Origin of the sequence: Blautia glucerasea (assembly GCF_020537505.1) — a bacterium.
Taxonomy (GTDB): Bacteria; Bacillota; Clostridia; order Lachnospirales; family Lachnospiraceae; genus Blautia_A.
This window is the reverse complement of record NZ_JAJBMO010000014.1, coordinates 66011-86445: the sequence shown is the minus strand read 5'-3', so window position 1 is coordinate 86445 and position 20435 is coordinate 66011. Positions and strand designations below refer to the sequence as shown.

General features: G+C 46.3%; 16 protein-coding genes. 1 reads left to right on the top strand and 15 read right to left on the bottom strand.

Annotation, left to right across the window (positions count from 1 at the left end; translation table 11 throughout):
- Positions 1 to 344: 344 nt before the first annotated feature.
- Complete coding sequence (locus LIQ05_RS12165; RefSeq protein ID WP_226820933.1) at positions 345 to 746, top strand: helix-turn-helix domain-containing protein; 402 nt, start codon at positions 345 to 347, stop codon at positions 744 to 746.
- Positions 747 to 867: 121 nt separating this feature from the next.
- Here the strand turns inward: LIQ05_RS12165 and leuS are convergent, their stop codons facing one another.
- The 15 genes from leuS to trpD form a co-directional block, all read right to left on the bottom strand.
- Positions 868 to 3270: a leucine--tRNA ligase gene (gene leuS, locus LIQ05_RS12160; protein ID WP_226820931.1), complete on the bottom strand. Its 2403-nt coding sequence runs from the start codon at positions 3268 to 3270 to the stop codon at positions 868 to 870.
- A 166-nt stretch (positions 3271 to 3436) separates the two neighbouring features.
- Complete coding sequence (locus LIQ05_RS12155; RefSeq protein WP_226820930.1) at positions 3437 to 4621, bottom strand: S41 family peptidase; 1185 nt, start codon at positions 4619 to 4621, stop codon at positions 3437 to 3439.
- Between the two features lie 224 nt (positions 4622 to 4845).
- Complete coding sequence (gene ftsX / locus LIQ05_RS12150; RefSeq protein WP_226820928.1) at positions 4846 to 5754, bottom strand: permease-like cell division protein FtsX; 909 nt, start codon at positions 5752 to 5754, stop codon at positions 4846 to 4848.
- A complete protein-coding gene (gene ftsE, locus LIQ05_RS12145) occupies positions 5744 to 6427 on the bottom strand; it encodes a cell division ATP-binding protein FtsE (RefSeq protein WP_226820926.1) in 684 nt (227 codons plus the stop codon). The genes ftsX and ftsE overlap by 11 nt, the downstream gene beginning before the upstream one ends.
- 337 nt (positions 6428 to 6764) lie before the next feature.
- Complete coding sequence (locus LIQ05_RS12140) at positions 6765 to 7853, bottom strand: PucR family transcriptional regulator (protein WP_226820921.1); 1089 nt, start codon at positions 7851 to 7853, stop codon at positions 6765 to 6767.
- Between the two features lie 386 nt (positions 7854 to 8239).
- The gene (locus tag LIQ05_RS12135) at positions 8240 to 9145 is read right to left on the bottom strand and encodes a YitT family protein (RefSeq protein ID WP_330633986.1); all 906 of its coding nucleotides are present in this window, start codon (positions 9143 to 9145) and stop codon (positions 8240 to 8242) included.
- Positions 9135 to 11273, bottom strand: coding sequence for a nitric oxide reductase activation protein (locus tag LIQ05_RS12130; RefSeq protein ID WP_226820919.1), 2139 nt, complete (start codon positions 11271 to 11273; stop codon positions 9135 to 9137). Before LIQ05_RS12130 ends, LIQ05_RS12135 begins: the two co-directional genes overlap by 11 nt.
- Positions 11263 to 12183 carry an AAA family ATPase gene (locus LIQ05_RS12125; protein ID WP_226820917.1) on the bottom strand — a complete coding sequence of 307 codons (921 nt, stop codon included), beginning with the start codon at positions 12181 to 12183 and terminating at the stop codon, positions 11263 to 11265. Before LIQ05_RS12125 ends, LIQ05_RS12130 begins: the two co-directional genes overlap by 11 nt.
- Before the next feature lie 193 nt (positions 12184 to 12376).
- Positions 12377 to 14491 (bottom strand): glutamine synthetase III, encoded by a 2115-nt coding sequence (locus tag LIQ05_RS12120; RefSeq protein WP_226820915.1) that lies wholly within the window; start codon positions 14489 to 14491, stop codon positions 12377 to 12379.
- Positions 14492 to 14619: 128 nt separating this feature from the next.
- Positions 14620 to 15519 carry a diacylglycerol/lipid kinase family protein gene (locus LIQ05_RS12115; RefSeq protein ID WP_416385997.1) on the bottom strand — a complete coding sequence of 300 codons (900 nt, stop codon included), beginning with the start codon at positions 15517 to 15519 and terminating at the stop codon, positions 14620 to 14622.
- 214 nt (positions 15520 to 15733) lie between these two features.
- Complete coding sequence (gene trpA, locus LIQ05_RS12110; RefSeq protein ID WP_226820911.1) at positions 15734 to 16513, bottom strand: tryptophan synthase subunit alpha; 780 nt, start codon at positions 16511 to 16513, stop codon at positions 15734 to 15736.
- The gene (trpB, locus tag LIQ05_RS12105) at positions 16506 to 17690 is read right to left on the bottom strand and encodes a tryptophan synthase subunit beta (RefSeq protein ID WP_226820909.1); all 1185 of its coding nucleotides are present in this window, start codon (positions 17688 to 17690) and stop codon (positions 16506 to 16508) included. Before trpB ends, trpA begins: the two co-directional genes overlap by 8 nt.
- Positions 17691 to 17741: 51 nt before the next feature.
- Entirely contained in the window at positions 17742 to 18392 is a 651-nt protein-coding gene (locus LIQ05_RS12100) for a phosphoribosylanthranilate isomerase (RefSeq protein ID WP_226820907.1), read from the bottom strand.
- Positions 18393 to 18481: 89 nt separating this feature from the next.
- The gene (gene trpC, locus LIQ05_RS12095) at positions 18482 to 19279 is read right to left on the bottom strand and encodes an indole-3-glycerol phosphate synthase TrpC (protein ID WP_226820905.1); all 798 of its coding nucleotides are present in this window, start codon (positions 19277 to 19279) and stop codon (positions 18482 to 18484) included.
- A gap of 142 nt (positions 19280 to 19421) precedes the next feature.
- Complete coding sequence (trpD, locus tag LIQ05_RS12090; RefSeq protein ID WP_226820903.1) at positions 19422 to 20435, bottom strand: anthranilate phosphoribosyltransferase; 1014 nt, start codon at positions 20433 to 20435, stop codon at positions 19422 to 19424.

Here is a 20435-nt window from a genome sequence, read left to right as displayed (position 1 = left end):
TAATAAATATATGTATTTCAAATTTAATATATTTTCCCGAGCAGTTGGGGGACGTGCTCTCACCCATCCGAGTTTTTTACGGAAGGGGGTGATTATTATGTCAACATACGAAGAATTTATGGTTATTTTAACCGCAGGTATTTTACTTGTTTCTATTCTGGAATTTGCCATACATAAGAAATAGCCGTCCTGACCCTGAGAAAGTTACGAACGGCTATTCCATCTTCAAAATAAGTACCAGGGATGGGTAGAGAGCATCTACCTTCCAGCTGTTCTGGTAAGTATATTATATCTATTCTATATGATTTTGTCAATCAATAATAGAAAATGGAGGGATTTTTATCATGACTTTTGGAAAAAGACTTATGCAGCTGCGTAAAGAACATGGTTATCGCAATCGCGACGCTTTCGCTGCCGAGCTTGGCATTCCTGCCAACACTTTGCGTAATTACGAAATGGACATTCGGGAACCAGGCTTTCCATTCCTTATAAAGATGTCGCAGCTTTTTCATGTCTCTACAGATTACCTGTTAGGGTTAACAGAAGAAAGAGCGACTACAGCTGTCGATGTTCAATCCATCTCCGAACAGCAGCTTATCGAGAAATATCGTCTTCTCGACTGCACAGGAAAGGAACTCATAGATTACACAATTGCCATTGAATTAAAGCGAACCACCTTATTGGAAAATCAAAAAAATCGTATTCTCCATTATGAGCAGACATTTAATTCCTTAAAGCAGTCATAATCGTTTTATGCATTTTCTATATACTTCTACAACCAACAGTGGACTATCTCTGCATTTTCTCTGGCTACGTCAAAACTCCCCGCCAGCTTCCTGACAGGGAGTTTCTCAATTCCAGTAATCTTTATTTCGCAACAAAGTTTACGATCTTATTCGGTACATAAATCTCTTTTACAAGAGTCTTTCCTTCCAGGAAGGAAGCTACTCTCTCGTCCTTCTTCGCCAGCTCAAGAGCTTCCTCTTTCGCACAGCCGTTAGGGATTACGATGGTTCCACGAACCTTACCATTGACCTGGACACCGATCTCTACGGATGCCTCTACGGTCTTGCTCTCCTCGTACTCTGGCCACTGGGAAAGAGAAAGTAAGCCTTCTCCGCCGATGGTCTCCCAGATTTCCTCGCAAAGGTGAGGAGCAAATGGGCAAAGAAGCTTGATGAAGATCACAAGGTCATCCCTGCTGATCTTGCCAACTGCGTAGATGTCGTTGATGAGAGTCATCAGGCAGGCAATTGCAGTGTTGAACTTCATAGCCTCAATATCGGAGGATACCTTCTTGATTGCCTTATGGATCTTAACCTCCATATCCTTAGCTGCCGGCTCCTCTGTCATAATGTCGGTCAGTCCTGCAACTCTCTCAAGGAAACGCTTGCAGCCTCTTACAGAGCTGTCATTCCACGGAGCAGCTGCGCCGTAGTCGCCCATAAACAGTACATAAGTACGAAGTGCGTCAGCACCATACTCTTCTACAATATCAAGCGGGTCTACTACATTCCCCTTGGATTTGCTCATCTTGTCACCGTCTGAACCAAGGATCATACCCTGTGCAGAACGTTTCGCATATGGCTCAGGAGTATTGACAATTCCCATGTCATACAGGAAATGATGCCAGAATCTGGAATAGATCATATGTCTGGTTACATGCTCCATACCGCCGTTATACCAGTCAACCGGCATCCAGTATTCCATCTTCTTGCGGTCAGCAAGAGCCTCTGTATTGTGCGGATCCACATAACGAAGGAAATACCAGGAGGATCCTGCCCACTGTGGCATGGTATCGGTCTCTCTCTTAGCATCGCCGCCGCATTTCGGGCATTTGCAGTTTACGAAGGAATCGATCTTCGCAAGTGGAGACTGTCCGTCCTCACCTGGCTGGAAATCCTTGATCTTCGGCAGACGAAGAGGAAGCTCCTCATAAGGAACCGCTACATCACCGCACTTCGGGCAATGAACGATCGGGATTGGCTCGCCCCAGTATCTCTGGCGGTTAAATGCCCAGTCCTTCATCTTGTACTGGACACCAGCTTTGCCAATGCCTTTCTTCTCAAGCTCCTCAAGCATGCGCTTGATGGAATCCTTCTTATTTGTATAGCCGTTCAGGAAATCAGAGTTGATCATCTCGCCGTCACCTGTGTAGGCTTCTTTCTCAATATCGCCGCCCTTGATAACCTGGATAATGTCAATACCAAATTTCTTGGCGAAATCGTAGTCTCTCTGGTCATGTGCAGGTACCGCCATGATCGCGCCCGTACCATATCCCATCATTACATAGTCTGCAATGTAGATCGGGATTTTCTTTCCATTTACAGGGTTTACGCCCTCAAGTCCCTGGATGCATACACCAGTTTTCTCTTTTACAAGCTGGGTTCTCTCGAACTCAGTTTTCTTCGCACACTCATCACGGTAAGCCTTGATCGCATCCATGTTGGTGATGCGGTCTGCATATTTGTCGATCAGCGGATGCTCTGGTGCGATAACCATGAAGGTAACACCGAACAGGGTATCTGGTCTTGTGGTGTAGATCTGCAGGGTCTCGTCGATTCCGTCAACTGTGAAGTTTACGAAAGCACCTGTGGATTTACCGATCCAGTTGATCTGCTGCTGTTTGATGTTTGCCGGATAGTCAACGTCGTTGAGTCCCTCAAGAAGCTTGTCAGCATACTGGGTAATTCTTAAATACCAAACGTCCTTGGACTTCTGGATAACGTCACTGTGGCAGATATCACATTTACCGCCCTGGCTGTCCTCGTTGGAAAGAACGACCTTACAGGATGGGCAATAGTTAACTAATGTTTTATCACGGAAAACAAGTCCGTTCTCAAACATTTTCAGGAAAATCCACTGTGTCCATTTATAGAAGTCTTCCTGTGTGGTATCGATCACACGGCTCCAGTCAAAGGAGAATCCAACGCTCTTCAGCTGGTTAGTGAATTTCGCAATGTTCTGGTCTGTGATCTCGCGTGGATGTTTGTTTGTCTTGATGGCATAGTTCTCAGTAGGAAGTCCGAATGCGTCGAATCCGATTGGGAACAGTACGTTGTATCCCTCCATTCTTCTCTTTCTGGAAAGTACCTCAATACTGGAGTATGCCTTAATATGACCAACGTGCATTCCTGCACCGCTTGGGTACGGGAACTCTACAAGACCGTAGAATTTCGGTTTATCACTTCCGTCAACAGCTTTAAATGCCTGCTGCTCTTCCCATTTTTTCTGCCATTTCGGCTCGATTTTCTTAAAATTGTGTTTCATTGATGGTTCCTCCACATTTATTGTGCCTGTCATAGCTGTTCAATGCCTTCACAGCTATTGCCTGTCAACAAAATAACCATCGGCTGATCCGCCTGCTTATCGCGCAGATCAGGCGCGTTATTTTGCAAAAATCCTTTTACCATTCTAATCCAACATAGTGGTTTTGTCAACGAGAAACCGCCTCTATTGCGGCCTGAAGCTGATTATCCTCGTCATGGGTATAATCCGTCCGGTTCAAAAGACTGGCATCCAGTTTTACCTCCACATCCGGTGTGATTCCCACCTTGTGGATATCATTGCCCTTGGGGGTAAAATATTTCGCTGTAGTCAGCTTCACCGCACTTCCATCAGAGAGCTGGCGGATGCTTTGAACGATTCCCTTTCCATAAGTGGTGGTTCCCACAATCGTTCCAATCTCATAATCCTTCACTGCCCCGGCAAAAATCTCCGATGCACTGGCGCTGTTCTCATTTACCAGCACTGCCAGCGGAATGTCGATGGGGGTGTCGCCGTCACACTTCATCTCCTGTTTTTCCCCATATTTGTCCTCTGTATACACGATCAGTCCTTCGGGCAAAATCTGGCGCAGCACATCGCACACAGAAGAAAGCACCCCACCTGGATTGTCACGAAGATCCACGATCAGCTTCTCCATGCCCTTTGCCTGAAGATCTTTATAAGCATCCTCAAACTGCTGGGGTGTTACCATGGTAAACTCTGTAATTTGCAAATATCCTATAGAATCCTCCAGCATTTCATAAGAAACAGTGGGCAGCTCCACATCGCTCAAAGTCACTGTAATTTCTTCCGGTTCATCTGCCTCCTGGTGATAGACGGTCAGAATAGAAGTACCGTCCTCCTTTTCCCGGATCATCTTTGAAACCTCAGCTGGCGTCATTTCCGTTACATCCGTTCCGTTCACAGCCGTGATCACATCATTCGCCTTCAGTCCGGCCTCATCCGCCGGACTGCCCTCATAACAGTCCACTACCAGAATTCCGCCCTCCGTATTCTGGGTAATGCTCACGCCGATTCCAGAGTAAGAGCCCTCCGTATCTCTCATCTCCTCCTCGTATTCTTCCTCCGTATAATATCTGGAATACGGATCCCCCAGCCCATACAGAAGCCCGGTATAAATCCCCTCTTTCAGCGAATCCTCATCCACATCTTCCAGATAATTCTGATCTATAATATCTTCCAGATACTTAATCTTCTGGGTAACTGCCACATCCGACAGTACATTACTTCCCGCACGTCCCGCTTTCTGAAGACCCACATATCCCCCGCCCAGCACCAGGGATGCGCAAAGCACACCAGTTATGGCTCCCTTTATAAATTGTTTATCTGCCATCTATATTTCTCCTCATTTTCACAATATAAGTTCTATTCAAGCAACAGCATTTGGGCAACTGATATTCCTAAGCGTGGAATATCAGTTGCCCAAATGCGTCCGCCCTAAATACTCTCTCTATCTCTTTATACAAAAGGACTGCCAGATCTCTCCAGCAGCCCCCATATCCTCTTCTCATATTCTGGCGGAATGCGAATAACCGCCCTTATTGTAAAACAGAACTCTCACACCTTCAAGTGTTTTCTTGTAGTAATAAAGCTTCCCACAAGTCCGATTCCAATTCCCAGTGCCAGTGCCACCGGAACCAGTGTCTGGTAGATCTGTCCGACCGGAATGAAATCCACAACTCCCATAAGTACGCTGAACTTGGTATACACATAGGTTACCACGTTGTTATAGCAAAAATACAGGATGATCAGCGGAATTCCTGCACCGATCAGTCCCAGGATCATACCCTCCAGAAGGAACGGCGCACGTACAAAGGCGTCTGTGGCACCAATGTATTTCATAATTCCGATCTCGTCCTTACGGACAGTAATACCAACAGAAATGGTATTGCTGATCAGGAAAACAGCGATCAGCAGCAGGATCACAATCACTGCTACAGATACATAGGAAACAATCCGGTTAATGGATCCCAGTGTCTTGGCAGCCTGCTCAGACTGGTTAACCTCACGCACATTGTCCAGAGTCTTGATATACGCAACCAGCTCAGACTGTTTCTCAATGTTGTTCATGTATACACGGTAGTTGGAGGAGTTGGCCAGAGGGTTGTCATCCTTGAAACCGTCTGCTGCCTCGGAATCATCTCCGAAATATTCCTGCTTCATCTTCTCCCAGGCTTCATCACCGGACTCAAACTCGATCTTGGAAACCTCCGGGCGCTGCTTGATCAGTTCTCCAACTGCATCCATCTGCTCCTGTGTGGTTCCTTCATTAAAAAGAACGGTGATAGGCACATCTTCCTCAACCTTGTGTGCCAGTGTATTTACATTATTTACAATAGAAAAGAAAATTCCGAAAAGAAAAATACATGCTGCCATCGTAATAATAGAAGCAATGGAAAACATGAAATTTCTCTTGATGTTCTTGATACCCTGCTTCAGAGTATACCAGATGGTACTAGGCCTCATAATATTCTCCTTCTTTCTCGTCGCTGATGATCACTCCATTGTGCATGGTCAGTACACGCTTCTTCATGGAATTGACGATCTCTTTATTGTGGGTTACTACCAGAACGGTGGTGCCACGCTCGTTGATCTCCTCAAGGAGCTTCATGATCTCCTCGGAGGTCTTCGGGTCAAGGTTACCGGTAGGCTCATCTGCGAGAAGGATGTCCGGGCGGTTTACAATCGCTCTGGCAAGGGCAACTCTCTGCTGCTCGCCGCCTGACAGCTCGTCCGGATAGGCTTTATATTTCCCGGCAAGTCCAACCTCCTGAAGTACTTCCGGAACCCGCTTGCGGATAACTCTGGTAGGACGGTTTACCACACGCTGGGCAAAAGCCACGTTCTCATATACATCCCGGTCTTTCAGAAGACGGAAGTCCTGGAACACGACGCCAAGCTTACGGCGGTATTTAGCCACACGGCGGTGCTTCATTCCCTCAAGCTTCTCTCCGCTTACAATAATCTTGCCGGATGTGGAATCCAGTTCCTTCAGAAGCAGCTTGATCAGCGTGGATTTACCAGAGCCGCTGTTTCCTACTATAAATACGAATTCACCTTTATCTACATGGAGATTGGCGTGATTCACTGCCGGAAGCCCTGGTCCATAGGACTTGCTCACATCTATCAGATCGATCATGATATCCTCCTAAATTTTTCATGTAAAAATTCAATTCAGCAGTTTGCTTAATTTTTATGTAACATTATTGTAATATATGTCTGGTGAAAATGCAACCTTATTTTTCTACAAGCTTTATTCCCCAAAACACCTCGCGGAACATTGCCTGTGAACAATAACCATTTTCGAACAGTACTTTATTATAACAGAGAAAGCTAAGAACGCAAGAGATTTCACAAAGGAAACACAAAGTAAGACCAGGAATCTTTTCCAAATAACCGGTCTGAAGTTTCCACACAGAAAAAAACATGCCTGCCGCAAACAAATGCAACAGGCACCAGAATTACAGATATGAAAATTAATACTCCAGAGTCTCCATATACTTCATATATCTTACAACCATCAGCGCGATCTTGAATGTAATGGCATCCTCGAATACGCGGAGATCCAGTCCGGTGCTCTTCTGAAGCTTGTCCAGACGATATACCAGTGTATTACGGTGAATGTAAAGCTGCCTGGAGGTCTCGGATACATTCAGGCTGTTCTCGAAGAACTTGTCGATGGTGACCAGTGTCTCCTCGTCAAAGTCATCCGGAGATTTGCCTCCGAAAATCTCCTTAATGAACATCTTGCACAGCGGGATCGGAAGCTGATAGATCAGACGGCCGATTCCAAGGGAGCTGTACGCGATCACGTCCTTCTCAGGGGAGAAGATTTTGCCTACATCAAGAGCCATTCTGGCTTCCTTGTAAGAACGGGAAACTTCCTTCAGCTCGCTTACGATGGTTCCGTATGCAATATGTGTATTATTCTCTTTCTCAAGGCCTAAGGTATCCAGGATGGTCTGGGCAAGCTTATCCATCTCTTCGTATCCCTCATTCTCCTCAAGCTCCTTGACAATGATAATGCTCTTCTCGTCAACAGCTGTGATAAAATCCTTGCTCTTGCCGCCGAAAAGACTCTTCACGCTCTCCATAGAGCTGTGCTCTCTCTCCTGCTCAAGCTCCAGGATCATAACCACGCGGCGGACATCAGCCTCGATATGAAGCTTCTTCGCACGATTATAAATATCAACCAGAAGCAGGTTATCCAAAAGCAGGTTCTTAATGAAGCTGTCCTTGTCAAAACGCTCCTTGTAAGCCACGATCAGGCTCTGGATCTGGAAAGCTGCAAGCTTACCGACCATATAAGTATCTTCATCTTCTCCGTGGGCAACCAGAATATATTCCAGCTGATAATCATCACAGACCTTGAAATACTGGTAACCTTTCACAAGCTGGCTGGCAGCCTGGGACTCCACGAATGCCTGAACATCCTGTGGCTGAATCTCAAATTCACTGTAGGTGGACGCTAAGGTCTTGCCATCTGTATCAATGATGCAAAACTCCGTCCTGGATATCTCCTTGAGCCCCTCAAGTGTATTCTGCAGTACCTGATTTGATATCATTACCCTTCCATCCCTTCTTGTAAATTATAGGGCTACTGGTCTCACAGCTGTCAATGTATTCCAGGATAGTGAAAACATTGTCAAAGAGAGCAGTAACATTATATATTCGCCGGTATAACCGGCATGAATCGCTGTCCATTAGTGCCAAAATTCGCGGTCTCAAATCTGTAATATTGCACAAAACCTCAGACAGTCTTAGGAAAATCTACTGATTCAAAAAATCCATGAACCTATTTTAATACAAAATTACCAAAAAAGGAAGAGGAAAGTAGAAAAATTTTACAAATTTCCAGCAATTTTTTTTAACTTTTTCTATATCACTCCAATTTCAAGCCCTATTTTCCTTTTTTTGCGGTGCGCAAAAGGCTTTGGTAAAGCTTTTCTTTTTACTTACGTTCAATAAATCCCTCACCATGGACTTCACGCACGTCAGACACGATCACAAAAGCATCCGGGTCAATATGGTCTACCAGCTCTTTCAATGCCACGATCTCCTTGCGTCCCACAACGCAGAAAAGAAGCAGCTTGTTCTGGCCGGAGTACATTCCCTTTCCGTGGACTCCGGTTACGCCGCGATCCAGTTTGTCCATGATTTCTCTGGAAATCTCGTCAGGCTTGCTGGTAATGATATACGCCTGTTTTGAAAATTTCAGACCTTCGATCAAGCTGTCAGATACCTTTGTTACAAGATAAACGGCGATGATGGCATAAAGTGCTTTCTGCACACCGAACACATACATACCTACAAGTACGATGGCTCCGTCAATAAACTGCATAATCTGGGCAATAGAGTAATGGCGTAGCTTCCGTTGCAGCAGTGCCGCCATCATGTCTGTGCCCCCGGTAGTTCCTCTTCCAAGAAACACAAGTCCGATTCCAATCCCCTGGATTACACCACCATAAACGGCTGCCAGCAAAAGATCATTTCCTGCAATATCAAATGCCGGAAGAACCGCCAGCCAGAATGACAGGCAGATTTCTCCCACCAGTGCCCTTTTCACAAACTGGAATCCACTGAGCTTCATTCCGATCAGAAACAGCGGGATATTCAGACTTAAGTTTGTGATCCACAGTGGGATGCCTCCCGGCACGACTCCCTCCGTCCACTCTTTTACCAGGATCGCAATACCGGAAAAGCCTCCGGTTACCATACCGGACATATCGAAAACACTGTTTATGGCAGTTGCCATAAGGGCTGTACCCACAATGATCATCAGGTAGTCCAGGAAGGCAGCTTTTTTGTTATTTTGGAACATGGCGTTACCTCCGTATTCTGCTTTCTTATTCATCATCCTCCAATTGCTTTGTAAGATATCTTCCAACGATTTTGGAAAATCCGGTAATATTTCGGATATATGCAAAATCCTTTCCAAAAATCTTCTTCTCCGTCGCCAGATCTTTCTCTTCCCCGGCGAAAACGCCCAGCACGCTCACTCCCTGGCTGCGCAGCTTACGGATCTGGGCTGCAGTATCGGTAATTGCGTACTTCCCATGATACGGTGCCGGATTCTTTGCATTGGGACGATTGACAATAACATCGTAAGGACGTCCATCACTGAGAATGATCAGAATCTTTTTCTCTTCCTCCCGGTTCAGCAGACCATATCCTGCTGCCCGGATGGCAAGTCCGTCACGGTTGTTGGATGATGTTACATAGTTAAATATATTTTCATTTGCACTTCTTGGGTCGTCATATTCTCTGAAGCGGTGGAGAATGGTATAATCCCAGAAAGTGCAGTAGCTCATCACTCTGTGGGGCAGCTCTGCATTGCTAAGTGCCTCGCTGATAATGTAGGCCTGCAGTGCTACCTCTCCCTGGCGGCTCATCTGGGAACCACTGGCATCAATCAGCACATCTACCACAAAATCAGAAGAATCTCCCTTCAATTCCCGCTTAAAAACCTGTGCATCACTGCTTCTTCCAAGCCTCCACAGCCTTGATGGAACAATCATTCCTCTGTCTGAAAGAATCTCCTGATTTTCACTTTTGATGACCAGGGACTTCTTCAGCATCTCCGTGAGAAGGGCGATATTCCGCTTCACAATGCGGTGCTTGTCATGATAAAGCCAGATATTCTTATTTTTCAACCTTTTGGCATATTCATACTGGTAATTTCGTTTTACCGGACTTTTCAGGATTCCTTCTGTAAAATAAAGGCTGCAGTCGCTGTGAATGTCCCGGCACATCAGCTGGTTCATCCGCTTCTCTTCCATCTCGTTCAGATAGGTTCTGCCGAAATTCAGCTCCACATAGGTATGGGCTTTTTCCAGAGCCTCCGGAGGCAAAACTGTAATTTTCTGTTTCGACTGCCTTTCCTCTTCCATCTCCCGGGTGACATCCATATTCTCCATACCAGCCACATTGGAGGTAAGCTGCTCCATATAGCTTTCCAGTGCGTCCTCATACATTTCTTCGGAAAGATAGTCGTGCCAGTCGAACTCCGTCAGATCCTCCATAGTGACAGCAAGCACCTGCTCAAGGGTTGCCTTTTTGGAAAAATCGGGGTCAGCAACTTCATTGTATACCGTGTCTATGATGCGGATTAAAGACATTGTATCCGCAATTTCTGACGCACTGGAAATCATGTCGATATAGTGATAGATTCCTTTGTATTTTCTATCTTTTTGTTTATTTTTCGTTATTTTTGTTATGGTTTTATTTGATGCATCAGCATTTCCTGCTATTATCCCATTTGATACGTTCGCATTTTTCACACTATCCGCCGATTTTTCCTCACCTCTGGAATCATCCTGCGGATTCTTCTTTTTCAAAGAAGTGTTTTCTACTCTGTCAATCCGCCTTCTCAGCAGATTCACTCTCAGATAGCCCAGCTTATCTGCTGCCGACGGCATAGTCTCATATTCCTGATCCAGTATGTCCTCGCAGGCTTTCCTCTGCATCTCCCAGATCCCAGGGCGCTGTTCGCAGATTCTGTCTCCAATGGCTTCCTCTATACAAAGCTGTGAAACAAAAGTAAGTGCCGTCTCGTCTGCACCCATAAAGATCTTCTTCACCAGATACATTCCAAGAAAATCCTTGTCGAAAAACTTCGCCAGCGCTCCCTGCTTGATTCCATCATACAGGGCAATATCCTTGGATCTCAGAAATAAGGAAACATCCGGCTTCATCTGCTGGGTGTAGTCACCGCTGATGGTCCAGAGCAGATTCCGGATACGGTTTTCCAGTTCCAGCTGATAATCCTGGAGGCTTAGTTCTTGACAGTCATCCTCTCCTTTCTGAATTTTTTCTCTTTCTTTCGTAGCAGTCACTTCCGTAAAAAAACTTTCTGTTCCCTTATTGCTCGCTACGTTTATGATTTTTTCTTTTCCAGCAGATGATCCCTTCAAAAATTCCTCCGCATCTTCAAGATCAACCATTTTTGCAGAAAGCTTTAAAGATTCGTTATCTTTATTCTCCATAAACATCTTCCCGTGTCCATCCCTGTGGAATTCTGGTGCGCACAACATCCTCCACGATCTCTTTTTCAAACACATCAAATGTTTTATTTACAATTCCCATGCGCACTGCCTGCCAGGGGGAAAGTCCTGTGCGCACGATCTTCATTGCGGCAAGCAGTCCACGAAGATCAAGCGGCTTGGTGGAAATCTCGCTGTTCATGGACTTTTGCTGCAGATCCAGAAATACGCCGATAAACTGCTCCACAGCCTCTTTCTTCGCATCCGGGAACATCCGGTTAAAAATAAACCCCAATGTCTCCTCATTCTGTGCCGGCATGTCGATCACCAGAAAACGGGAAACCAGCGCCTCATTCAGCTCCTTTGTTCCTGCATATCCGTAATTCATTGTGCCAATAAATCTTGCTGCCGGGTGAAGATCGATCTTGTCATATCCTGGCACATCAATGGAGCGGCGGTAATCTAAGGTAGCGTGAAGTACAGATACTGCATCATTTTTTGCCATATTGATCTCATCCAGAATACCGAAACCGCCCTCTTCCGCGCACTGGTAAATACTTCCTTTTCGCAGCTTCACCTGATTATCCACAAAGGTGTCAGTTCCGATCAGGTCACCACTGTTTGTGTTCACATGGAAAGACACGTTATACACTGGTCTTCCAAAAATATAAGCCAGGTTCTCAGCCAGCACATTCTTACCTGTGGCTTTCGGTCCAGCCAGAAGCAGATTCTCCTGCTCCAATACTGCTGCCATCGCCATCTCCAGGGTTTCTTTTCCATAGAAGGGCAGCGCCGGTTTTATCAGCCTGTGCTTCGCTTCATCTGAAACACCAAACTCACGTCTGAAATCTTCAGCAGCCTTAATAAGCGCCCCATTGACACCCTGTTCCTCTAAAAAATCAAATTCACTCATTTATTTTTCCAACCTTCGTTCATTTTAAACTTTATGCCAATTTTCTACTCACTTTAAGCCCGTCTCAAGAGGTTTGCAGGCATTACACCAACCTGTTAGGAACAATGACTGTGAAATCACATCCGTATTGCACCTTCCCCGCTTTACCCCTTTAGTAGAAAAGAGGACTGCGGCTGCAGTCCTCCTGATCACTTTACGGCTCAAATACCAGATCTCCATAGGATGGCATTGGCCACATTTCTTTATCCACTAACATTTCCAGTTCATCAACCGGCTCCCTTAATTTCTCCATAGACGGAACCAATTTCTCTCTGCAGAACACTGCTCTGTCACGTCCTTCCGGATGCGTCTCGATCTGATCTATCAGCTTGCTCAGCTTATTCATGGTACTGTTCACTTCTTTCAGAAGCTTGCTTGCTTTCTTCAGAAGATCCATCTGAACACTCACGTCAATTGGTCCAACTGCCTTCACCTGATTGATGGACTCTGCCAGTACAGTTGTATACTTGATAACTGCCGGAATGATCTGCTTGGTTGCCATGTCCACCATGGTTTTCGCTTCGATGTTAATTGCTTTCGCATAAATCTCATACTGGATCTCCGCTCTAGACTCCAGCTCAGTCTTTGTAAATACTCCAAATTCTCCGAACAGTTCTACAGCCTTATCTGTAGTAAGTGCCGGAATGGCATCTACCATAGATGGCAGAATAGGAAGTCCGCGGCGGCGTGCCTCTTTTTCCCATTCAGGAGCATAGCCATTGCCGTTAAATACGATTCTCTGATGCTCGGTAGCATATTTCTTGATCAGATCATGGACTGCCAGATCAAAGTCTTCTGCGCTCTCCAGAACATTGCAGGCTTCCTTAAACGCCTCAGCAGTAATAGTATTCAGCACCACATTGCATGCGGAAATGGAATCCTTGGAACCAACCATACGGAACTCGAATTTATTGCCGGTAAAAGCAAAGGGTGAAGTACGGTTACGGTCTGTAGCATCCTTCATGAAATCCGGAAGCGTCTTAACGCCTGTATCCATTTTCTCCCCGGTCTTACTTCTTGTAGCAGTACCAGTGCTGATCAGCTGCTCCAGCACATCCTCAAGCTGCTCTCCAAGGAAAACCGAAATAACAGCTGGCGGAGCCTCATGACCGCCAAGGCGCTGGTCATTTCCAACATCTGCAGCGGACTCACGAAGAAGATCTGCATGCTTGTCAACTGCTTTCAGGATACAGGTCAGAACCAGAAGGAACTGAATGTTCTCATGTGGTGTCTTCCCCGGCTCCAGAAGATTAATTCCGTCATCAGTAGTCAGGGACCAGTTATTGTGCTTACCGGAACCATTCAAGCCTGCAAAAGGTTTCTCGTGAAGCAGACAGCGCATGCCGTGACGGCTTGCCACCTTTTTCAGGATACGCATCATGATCTGGTTGTGATCTGCTGCAATATTAACAGGTGCATAGATGGGCGCAAGCTCATGCTGTGCCGGTGCAACCTCATTGTGCTGGGTCTTGGCTGTAACTCCCAGCTTCCAGCACTCTTCATTTACTTCTTTCATATATGCGGAAACTCTCTGACGGATGGTTCCGAAATAATGGTCATCCATCTCCTGTCCTTTCGGAGGCATGGCTCCGAAAAGAGTGCGTCCGGTGTAAACCAGATCCTTTCTCTGCATATATTTCTCTTTATCAACAAGGAAATACTCCTGCTCTGCACCAACAGATGGTGTCACCCGTTTGGAGGTCGTATTTCCGAAAAGTCTGAGAAGTCTTAATGCCTGTGTATTGATGGCTTCCATAGAACGAAGAAGCGGTGTCTTCTGATCCAGCGCTTCTCCTGTATAGGAACAGAAAGCGGTAGGAATGCATAAGGTTCCACCTGCTGCATCATGTCTTACAAAAGCCGGTGAGGTACAATCCCATGTTGTATAGCCTCTTGCCTCAAAGGTGGCACGAAGTCCGCCAGACGGGAAAGAAGATGCGTCCGGCTCCCCTTTGATCAGCTCTTTCCCGGAAAAGCTCTGCAGAACCTTTCCATTCTCCATAGGTGCGGTGATAAATGCATCGTGCTTCTCTGCAGTTACGCCTGTAAGAGGCTGAAACCAGTGACTGTAATGAGTGGCACCCTTCTCGATGGCCCATTCTTTCATCTCGTGGGCAACCACATCTGCAACCTCCATGGAAAGCTCCTTGCCCTCTTCAATAGTCTTCTTCAGCTCTTTGTAGACTTTCTTCGGCAGACGGTCCTGCATGACGGAATCATTGAATACATCACATCCGAATAATTCCTTCACATTTACATAATCTCCCATTTTTCCTCTCCTCTCGTTCATCACACACATTACTGGTTTTATTTCCATCTCATTTTTTCATAACAATATTGTCATTTTGCAGTTTCTGGATGTTTATCTGGATTGATGTCCATTGGGCAGGACGAAGCCTATTTGGTGCTTTTCAGATAAAGATTCAGCGCCTGCTGCAGATTCTCGATCTCAACTGTCTTCGGGCTTCCTCCGTATTCCCCGTCCAGAGTCCATGCAACCTCTTCCTCTGCTTCAAAGGACAGCTTCCGCGCTTTGAAGGAATAGATTAGGTCCGTAGTGTCTTCCATACTGAGAAGATTGCGGACGATTTCCTGCATTTCCAGTGGATTCTTCGGCTGCACGATCAGGGTAACCTCAAAAAGGCCGTCGTTCATATCCACATCCCTTGTCAGATTCTTAAATCCACCTACGGATCTGGAATTGGTGATCATGCCGTAAATAAAATTATCCTCGATCACGCCGCTCTCTGTTGTCACCTTCATGTGATATGCTTTGATATCCAGAAGTCTCTTGGCGCCCTCCAGCACATATGCCAGATGTCCCAGAATGTTCTTCAGATCCTGGCTTGTCTCATAGGAAACATCCGTAAAAAGACCAAATGCTGCTACATAGGCAAAGGTCTGCTGATTAAACTTGCCAATGTCACAACGGTAGACCTGCTCCTCCATAATCATGGAAGCAGCATCCAGCATGTTCTTTGGCATAAAAAGACTGTTTGCAAAATCATTGGTGCTTCCTGCAGGTATGTAACCTACCGGAACCTTGCTTCCTATTTCTGTAATACCGGTAACCACCTCGTCCAGTGTACCGTCACCGCCGCTGCAGACGATCAGGTCTACCTTGTCTGCATATAATTTCACCTGTTCATAAGCATCTCTCGGAGCCTGGGTTGCGCGGATGATCACTTCATAGCCGCCTTTGTTAAAGATATCTACTATATCCATCAGAGATGTCTTGATTTTTCCTTTCCCTGCTTTGGGATTAAAAATAAATACCAGTTTTTTCTCCAACTTCATTCCTCTTTTTCATTACCATTTTGATTTTACACATAAAATTAATTCACATATGATACTATAAAAAAAAGAGGGCAAAATGTCAACGCTTTTGCCCTCTTTTATAGTCTTTTTAGAATTAAAACAGGCTAATTTTTTTTGGTCTGCTCTGCTTATTTTTGGAAAAATTTAACCATTTTTTTCCATTATTTTATATTCTGGCTTATCAAAAATATGCTTAAGCCTCACGCACAGCGTCTTTCATAGACTTTACGTAATCCTTTACATATGGCACGCAGTTTTCCCCATGTGCTGCACAAAGCTTCACAATGGCAGAGCCTACGATGGCGCCATCTGACTGGGCAGCCATTTTCTTTGCCTGCTCCGGGGTGGAGATTCCAAAACCGACTGCGCATGGAATGTCCTTCGCTGCTTTTACCAGCTTCACCATAGCACCGATATCAGTAGTGATCTGGGTTCTGGTTCCGGTTACGCCAAGGGAGGAAACACAGTATACAAAGCCGTTTGCCTCTTTTGCAATCCGGGTGATCCTCTCATGGGAGGTTGGTGCGATCAGGGAAATCAGATCCAGACCGTACTGCCTGCACACTACGTCGAACTCTTCTTTTTCCTCAAATGGAACATCTGGAAGAATCAGACCGTCCATTCCCACTTCTGCTGCTTTCTTAATAAAACGCTCTGTTCCATAGGAAAAAACTACGTTTGCGTAGGTCATAAATACCATTGGGATACTGGTTTTCTCACGGATTTTTACTACCATGTCAAAGACTTTGTCTGTGGTTACGCCGCCGCTTAAGGCACGCACATTGGCCTCCTGGATCACCGGGCCTTCTGCTGTGGGATCAGAAAATGGGATTCCAAGCTCAATAAGATCTGCGCCTGCTTCCTCCATTGCATAGACAAGCTGCTCGGTGATCTCAAGGGATGGATCTCCGCAGGTGATAAACGGGATAAATGCTTTTCCTTTTGCAAATGCTTCTGAAATTCGGTTACTCATGGATATCCTCCCCTCTGTATCTTGCGATTGCCACACAGTCTTTATCGCCGCGGCCGGAAATGGTGATGACCACGCTCTGGTCTTTTCTCATCTGTGGTACGATTTTTCTTGCGTAGGCAACGGCGTGTGCACTTTCAATGGCTGGGATGATTCCTTCTGTTTTAGAAAGGTATTCGAAGGCTTCCACGGCTTCTTCGTCGGTTACCGGCACATACTGGGCGCGGCCGATGTCGTAAAGGTGGGCGTGCTCCGGACCGATTCCAGGGTAGTCCAGACCTGCGGAAATGGAGTAAACTGGTGCGATCTGACCGTACTCATCCTGACAGAAATAGGATTTCATTCCGTGGAAAATGCCAAGCCTGCCTGTGGCAATGGTAGCGGCTGTCTCTGCGGTGTTTACGCCGCGGCCTGCTGCCTCACAGCCAATGAGCTGCACATCTTTGTCTTCAATAAAGTGATAGAAGGTTCCGATAGCATTGGAGCCGCCGCCAACACATGCAAGGACTGCATCTGGAAGCCTGCCTTCTTTTTCCAGCATCTGCTCCTTGATTTCTTTGGAGATAACTGCCTGGAAATCGCGGACAATGGTTGGGAAAGGGTGAGGGCCCATAACGGAGCCCAGTACATAATGGGTATCTGCTACACGGTTAGTCCATTCACGCATGGTCTCGGATACGGCATCTTTCAAAGTGGCAGTTCCGGAGGTTACAGGATGAACTTTTGCTCCAAGGAGACGCATCTTATATACATTTAATGCCTGGCGCTCGGTATCTTCTTTTCCCATGAATACCTCGCATTCCATTCCCATAAGGGCTGCGGCTGTGGCTGTGGCTACACCGTGCTGTCCGGCACCGGTTTCCGCAATGACACGGGTTTTGCCCATTTTTTTTGCAAGAAGCACCTGACCTAACACGTTGTTGATCTTGTGGGCGCCGGTATGGTTCAGGTCTTCTCTTTTTAAGTAGACTTTGGCGCCGCCAAGGTCCTCTGTCATGTGGGCCGCGTAGTAGAGACGGGATGGTCTGCCTGCGTATTCATTTAAAAGTTCGGTGAGCTCCCGGTTGAATTCCGGGTCGTTTTTGTAGTGGTTATAGGCTTCTTCCAGTTCGATCACCGCGTTCATCAGGGTTTCGGGGATGTACTGGCCGCCGTGGATTCCAAATCTTCCGTTTGACATGGGTGTGTGTTCCTTCCTTATGTTATTGGTAACGATTATTTTATTACACTCTTACTCAAAATCTGCTTCGCGTTCTTTCCTGTATGCTTCCAGTGTATTAATTTGTTTAAGCATACGGGCTATTTGCTTAATCTTCGCCGGGTCTTTTTTGCCATCAGTTTCCAGGCTGCTGCTTAGGTCTACGGCCCAGGGGCGCAGGGTGGAGATAGCGGTGCGGAGGTTTTCGGGGCCGATTCCTCCCGCCAGGAAGAAGGGGCGGCGGACTGGGGGGACCAGGCTCCAGTCGAAGGGTTCGCCGGTTCCGCCGGCGCCCTGGTCTAAGAGGATGTAGTCAGCGGGGCTTCGGAGGGCTCGCTGTACATCTTCTGGGTTTTTTATGGAGAAGGCCTTGATCACAGGCTTTCCGGTCATATTCTGGATTTTTTCGATGTAGTCTTCGTCTTCATTTCCGTGAAGCTGGGCTGCCCAGAGGGTGCCGTCTCTTAATAAGGAGATGGGAAGTTCAGGGGCAGCGTTTACGAATACACCTACCGGAAGGATTTCTTTGTCCAGTCCCTCCACCAGGACTTTGACCTGCTCCGCCGTAAGGCTTCGTCTTCTCCCCGGAACTTCGATCACAAATCCCACAAAATCCGGTTTTACTTCATTCACTGCAGCAATGTCCTCTTCACAGGTCAGGCCGCAGATTTTTAACTTTGCCATATTGTTCTGTTCCTTTTCGTTAACTTGTTATTTTCCAACTAATTTATTTTCCAGCACCTAATGCTCTTTCCATTGCCAAATGCGTACGGTTAGGCAATCCCCGCATTCAGTGCTTCCAGCGCAGCCTTCTTGTCGGGGCTTCGCATCAGGGTTTCCCCGATCAGGACTGCGTCCACTTTATTTTCATATAATATGCGGATATCCTCCGCTGTCTTAATGCCGCTTTCTGAAACAAACACCGTATCTGCCGGTGCCATGCTTCGAAGCCGGATACTATTTCCCATGTCAACGGTAAAATCATGGAGATTTCGGTTGTTTACTCCCACGATCTTCGCATCCAGATTCAGTGCCCGGTCTGCTTCCCACTCATCATGGGCTTCCACCAGAGCATCCAGTCCCAAATCCTGTGCCAGTTCCCCAAAGGCTTTTAACTGGCTGTTATCAAGGATAGCACAGATCAGCAGTACAGCGGAAGCCCCAAATGCTTTTGCCTGGTAGATCATATACTCATCTACGGTAAAATCCTTTCGGAGCACCGGAAGCTCCACAGCCTGGGAAATTTCCTGCAAATACCGGTCTGCGCCCTGGAAATAAAAGGGCTCTGTGAGGCAGGAGATTGCAGAAGCACCGGCCTGCTCATATTCCTTTGCAATGTCCAGATAAGGAAAATCTGGTGCGATCAATCCTTTTGAAGGAGATGCTTTTTTTACTTCACAGATGTAAGACATTCCCGGCTTTTTTAATGCCTCCAGAAAAGAGATTTTTTCCTGGGCATGTTTCGCCAGATCGGAATTCTGCTGTGAGATAAGTTCCCTTAATGGGACTTTAAATTTTTCCTCCGCAATACGCTCTTTTGTGCGCGCTGCTATCTCATTTAAAATACTCATTCTATCTCCTGAAAAACTCTCTGTGATGTCATTCTCTCTTGTCGTCATCTTTATCCCAATGAGTTATATTGTTATTCTTTTCGGTGTTATTTTGTTTTGCAATGTGATTATTGTTATTTTTGTTATTATTTGTGTTTACTCATTACTCCTGGTTGCTCTTTTCTATAAATTCTTCCAGTTTCTTCAGGGCTGCGCCACTGTCGATCAGCTGCTCTGCCAGTTTCACACCCGTCTCAATTGAATCTGCCTTACCAGCAATATAAAGAGCTGCGCCAGCATTCAGGCAAACTGCATGGCGTTTTGCACCTGTCTCTTTTCCTTCCAGAATTGCTTTTGTGATTTCTGCATTCTCCTGTGGAGTTCCCCCCTGAAGTTCCTCTTTGGTGCAGCGCTCATAGCCGAACTGCTCCGGGGTGAGTACATAGGAAGTGAATTTACCATCTTTGATCTCGCAGACAGAAGTTGGTGCGCTCATGGAAATTTCATCCAGGCTGTCCTGTCCGAAAACTACCATTCCTCTTGTTACCCCAAGGTTTGCCATAACCTGTGCCAGTGGCTCCACAAGTGCTTCGTCGTAAACGCCCATCAGCTCCATATTGGCTCCAGCCGGATTACTCAACGGTCCAAGAATGTTAAATACGGTGCGGATTCCCAGCTCTTTACGGATTGGAGCCACGTACTTCATGGCAATATGATAGTTCTGTGCAAACAGGAAACAGATTCCAATTTTTTTCAGCAGTTCCTGGCTTTTTTCTGGCGGGATCGTGATTTTAACGCCAAGAGCTTCCAGCACATCGGCGGCGCCGGATTTGGAAGAAGCCGCTCTGTTTCCATGCTTTGCTACCGGTACGCCGCCTGCTGCGATCACCAGGGAAGCGGTAGTGGAAATGTTAAAGGAATTGGAACCATCTCCGCCGGTACCAACGATTTCCAGCACATCCATGTCATGGAGCAGCTTAATGCAGTGTGCTCTCATACCTGCTGCGGAAGCGGTGATCTCGTCAATGGTCTCTCCTTTCAGTGCCAGGGCTGTCAGGTAAGCGGACATCTGCACCGGAGTGGCTTTTCCGCTCATAATCTCATCCATTACCTCTTCTGCTTCCTGATAGGTTAAGTTCTGTTTCTTGGATAATTTGATAATGCTTTCTCTGATCAT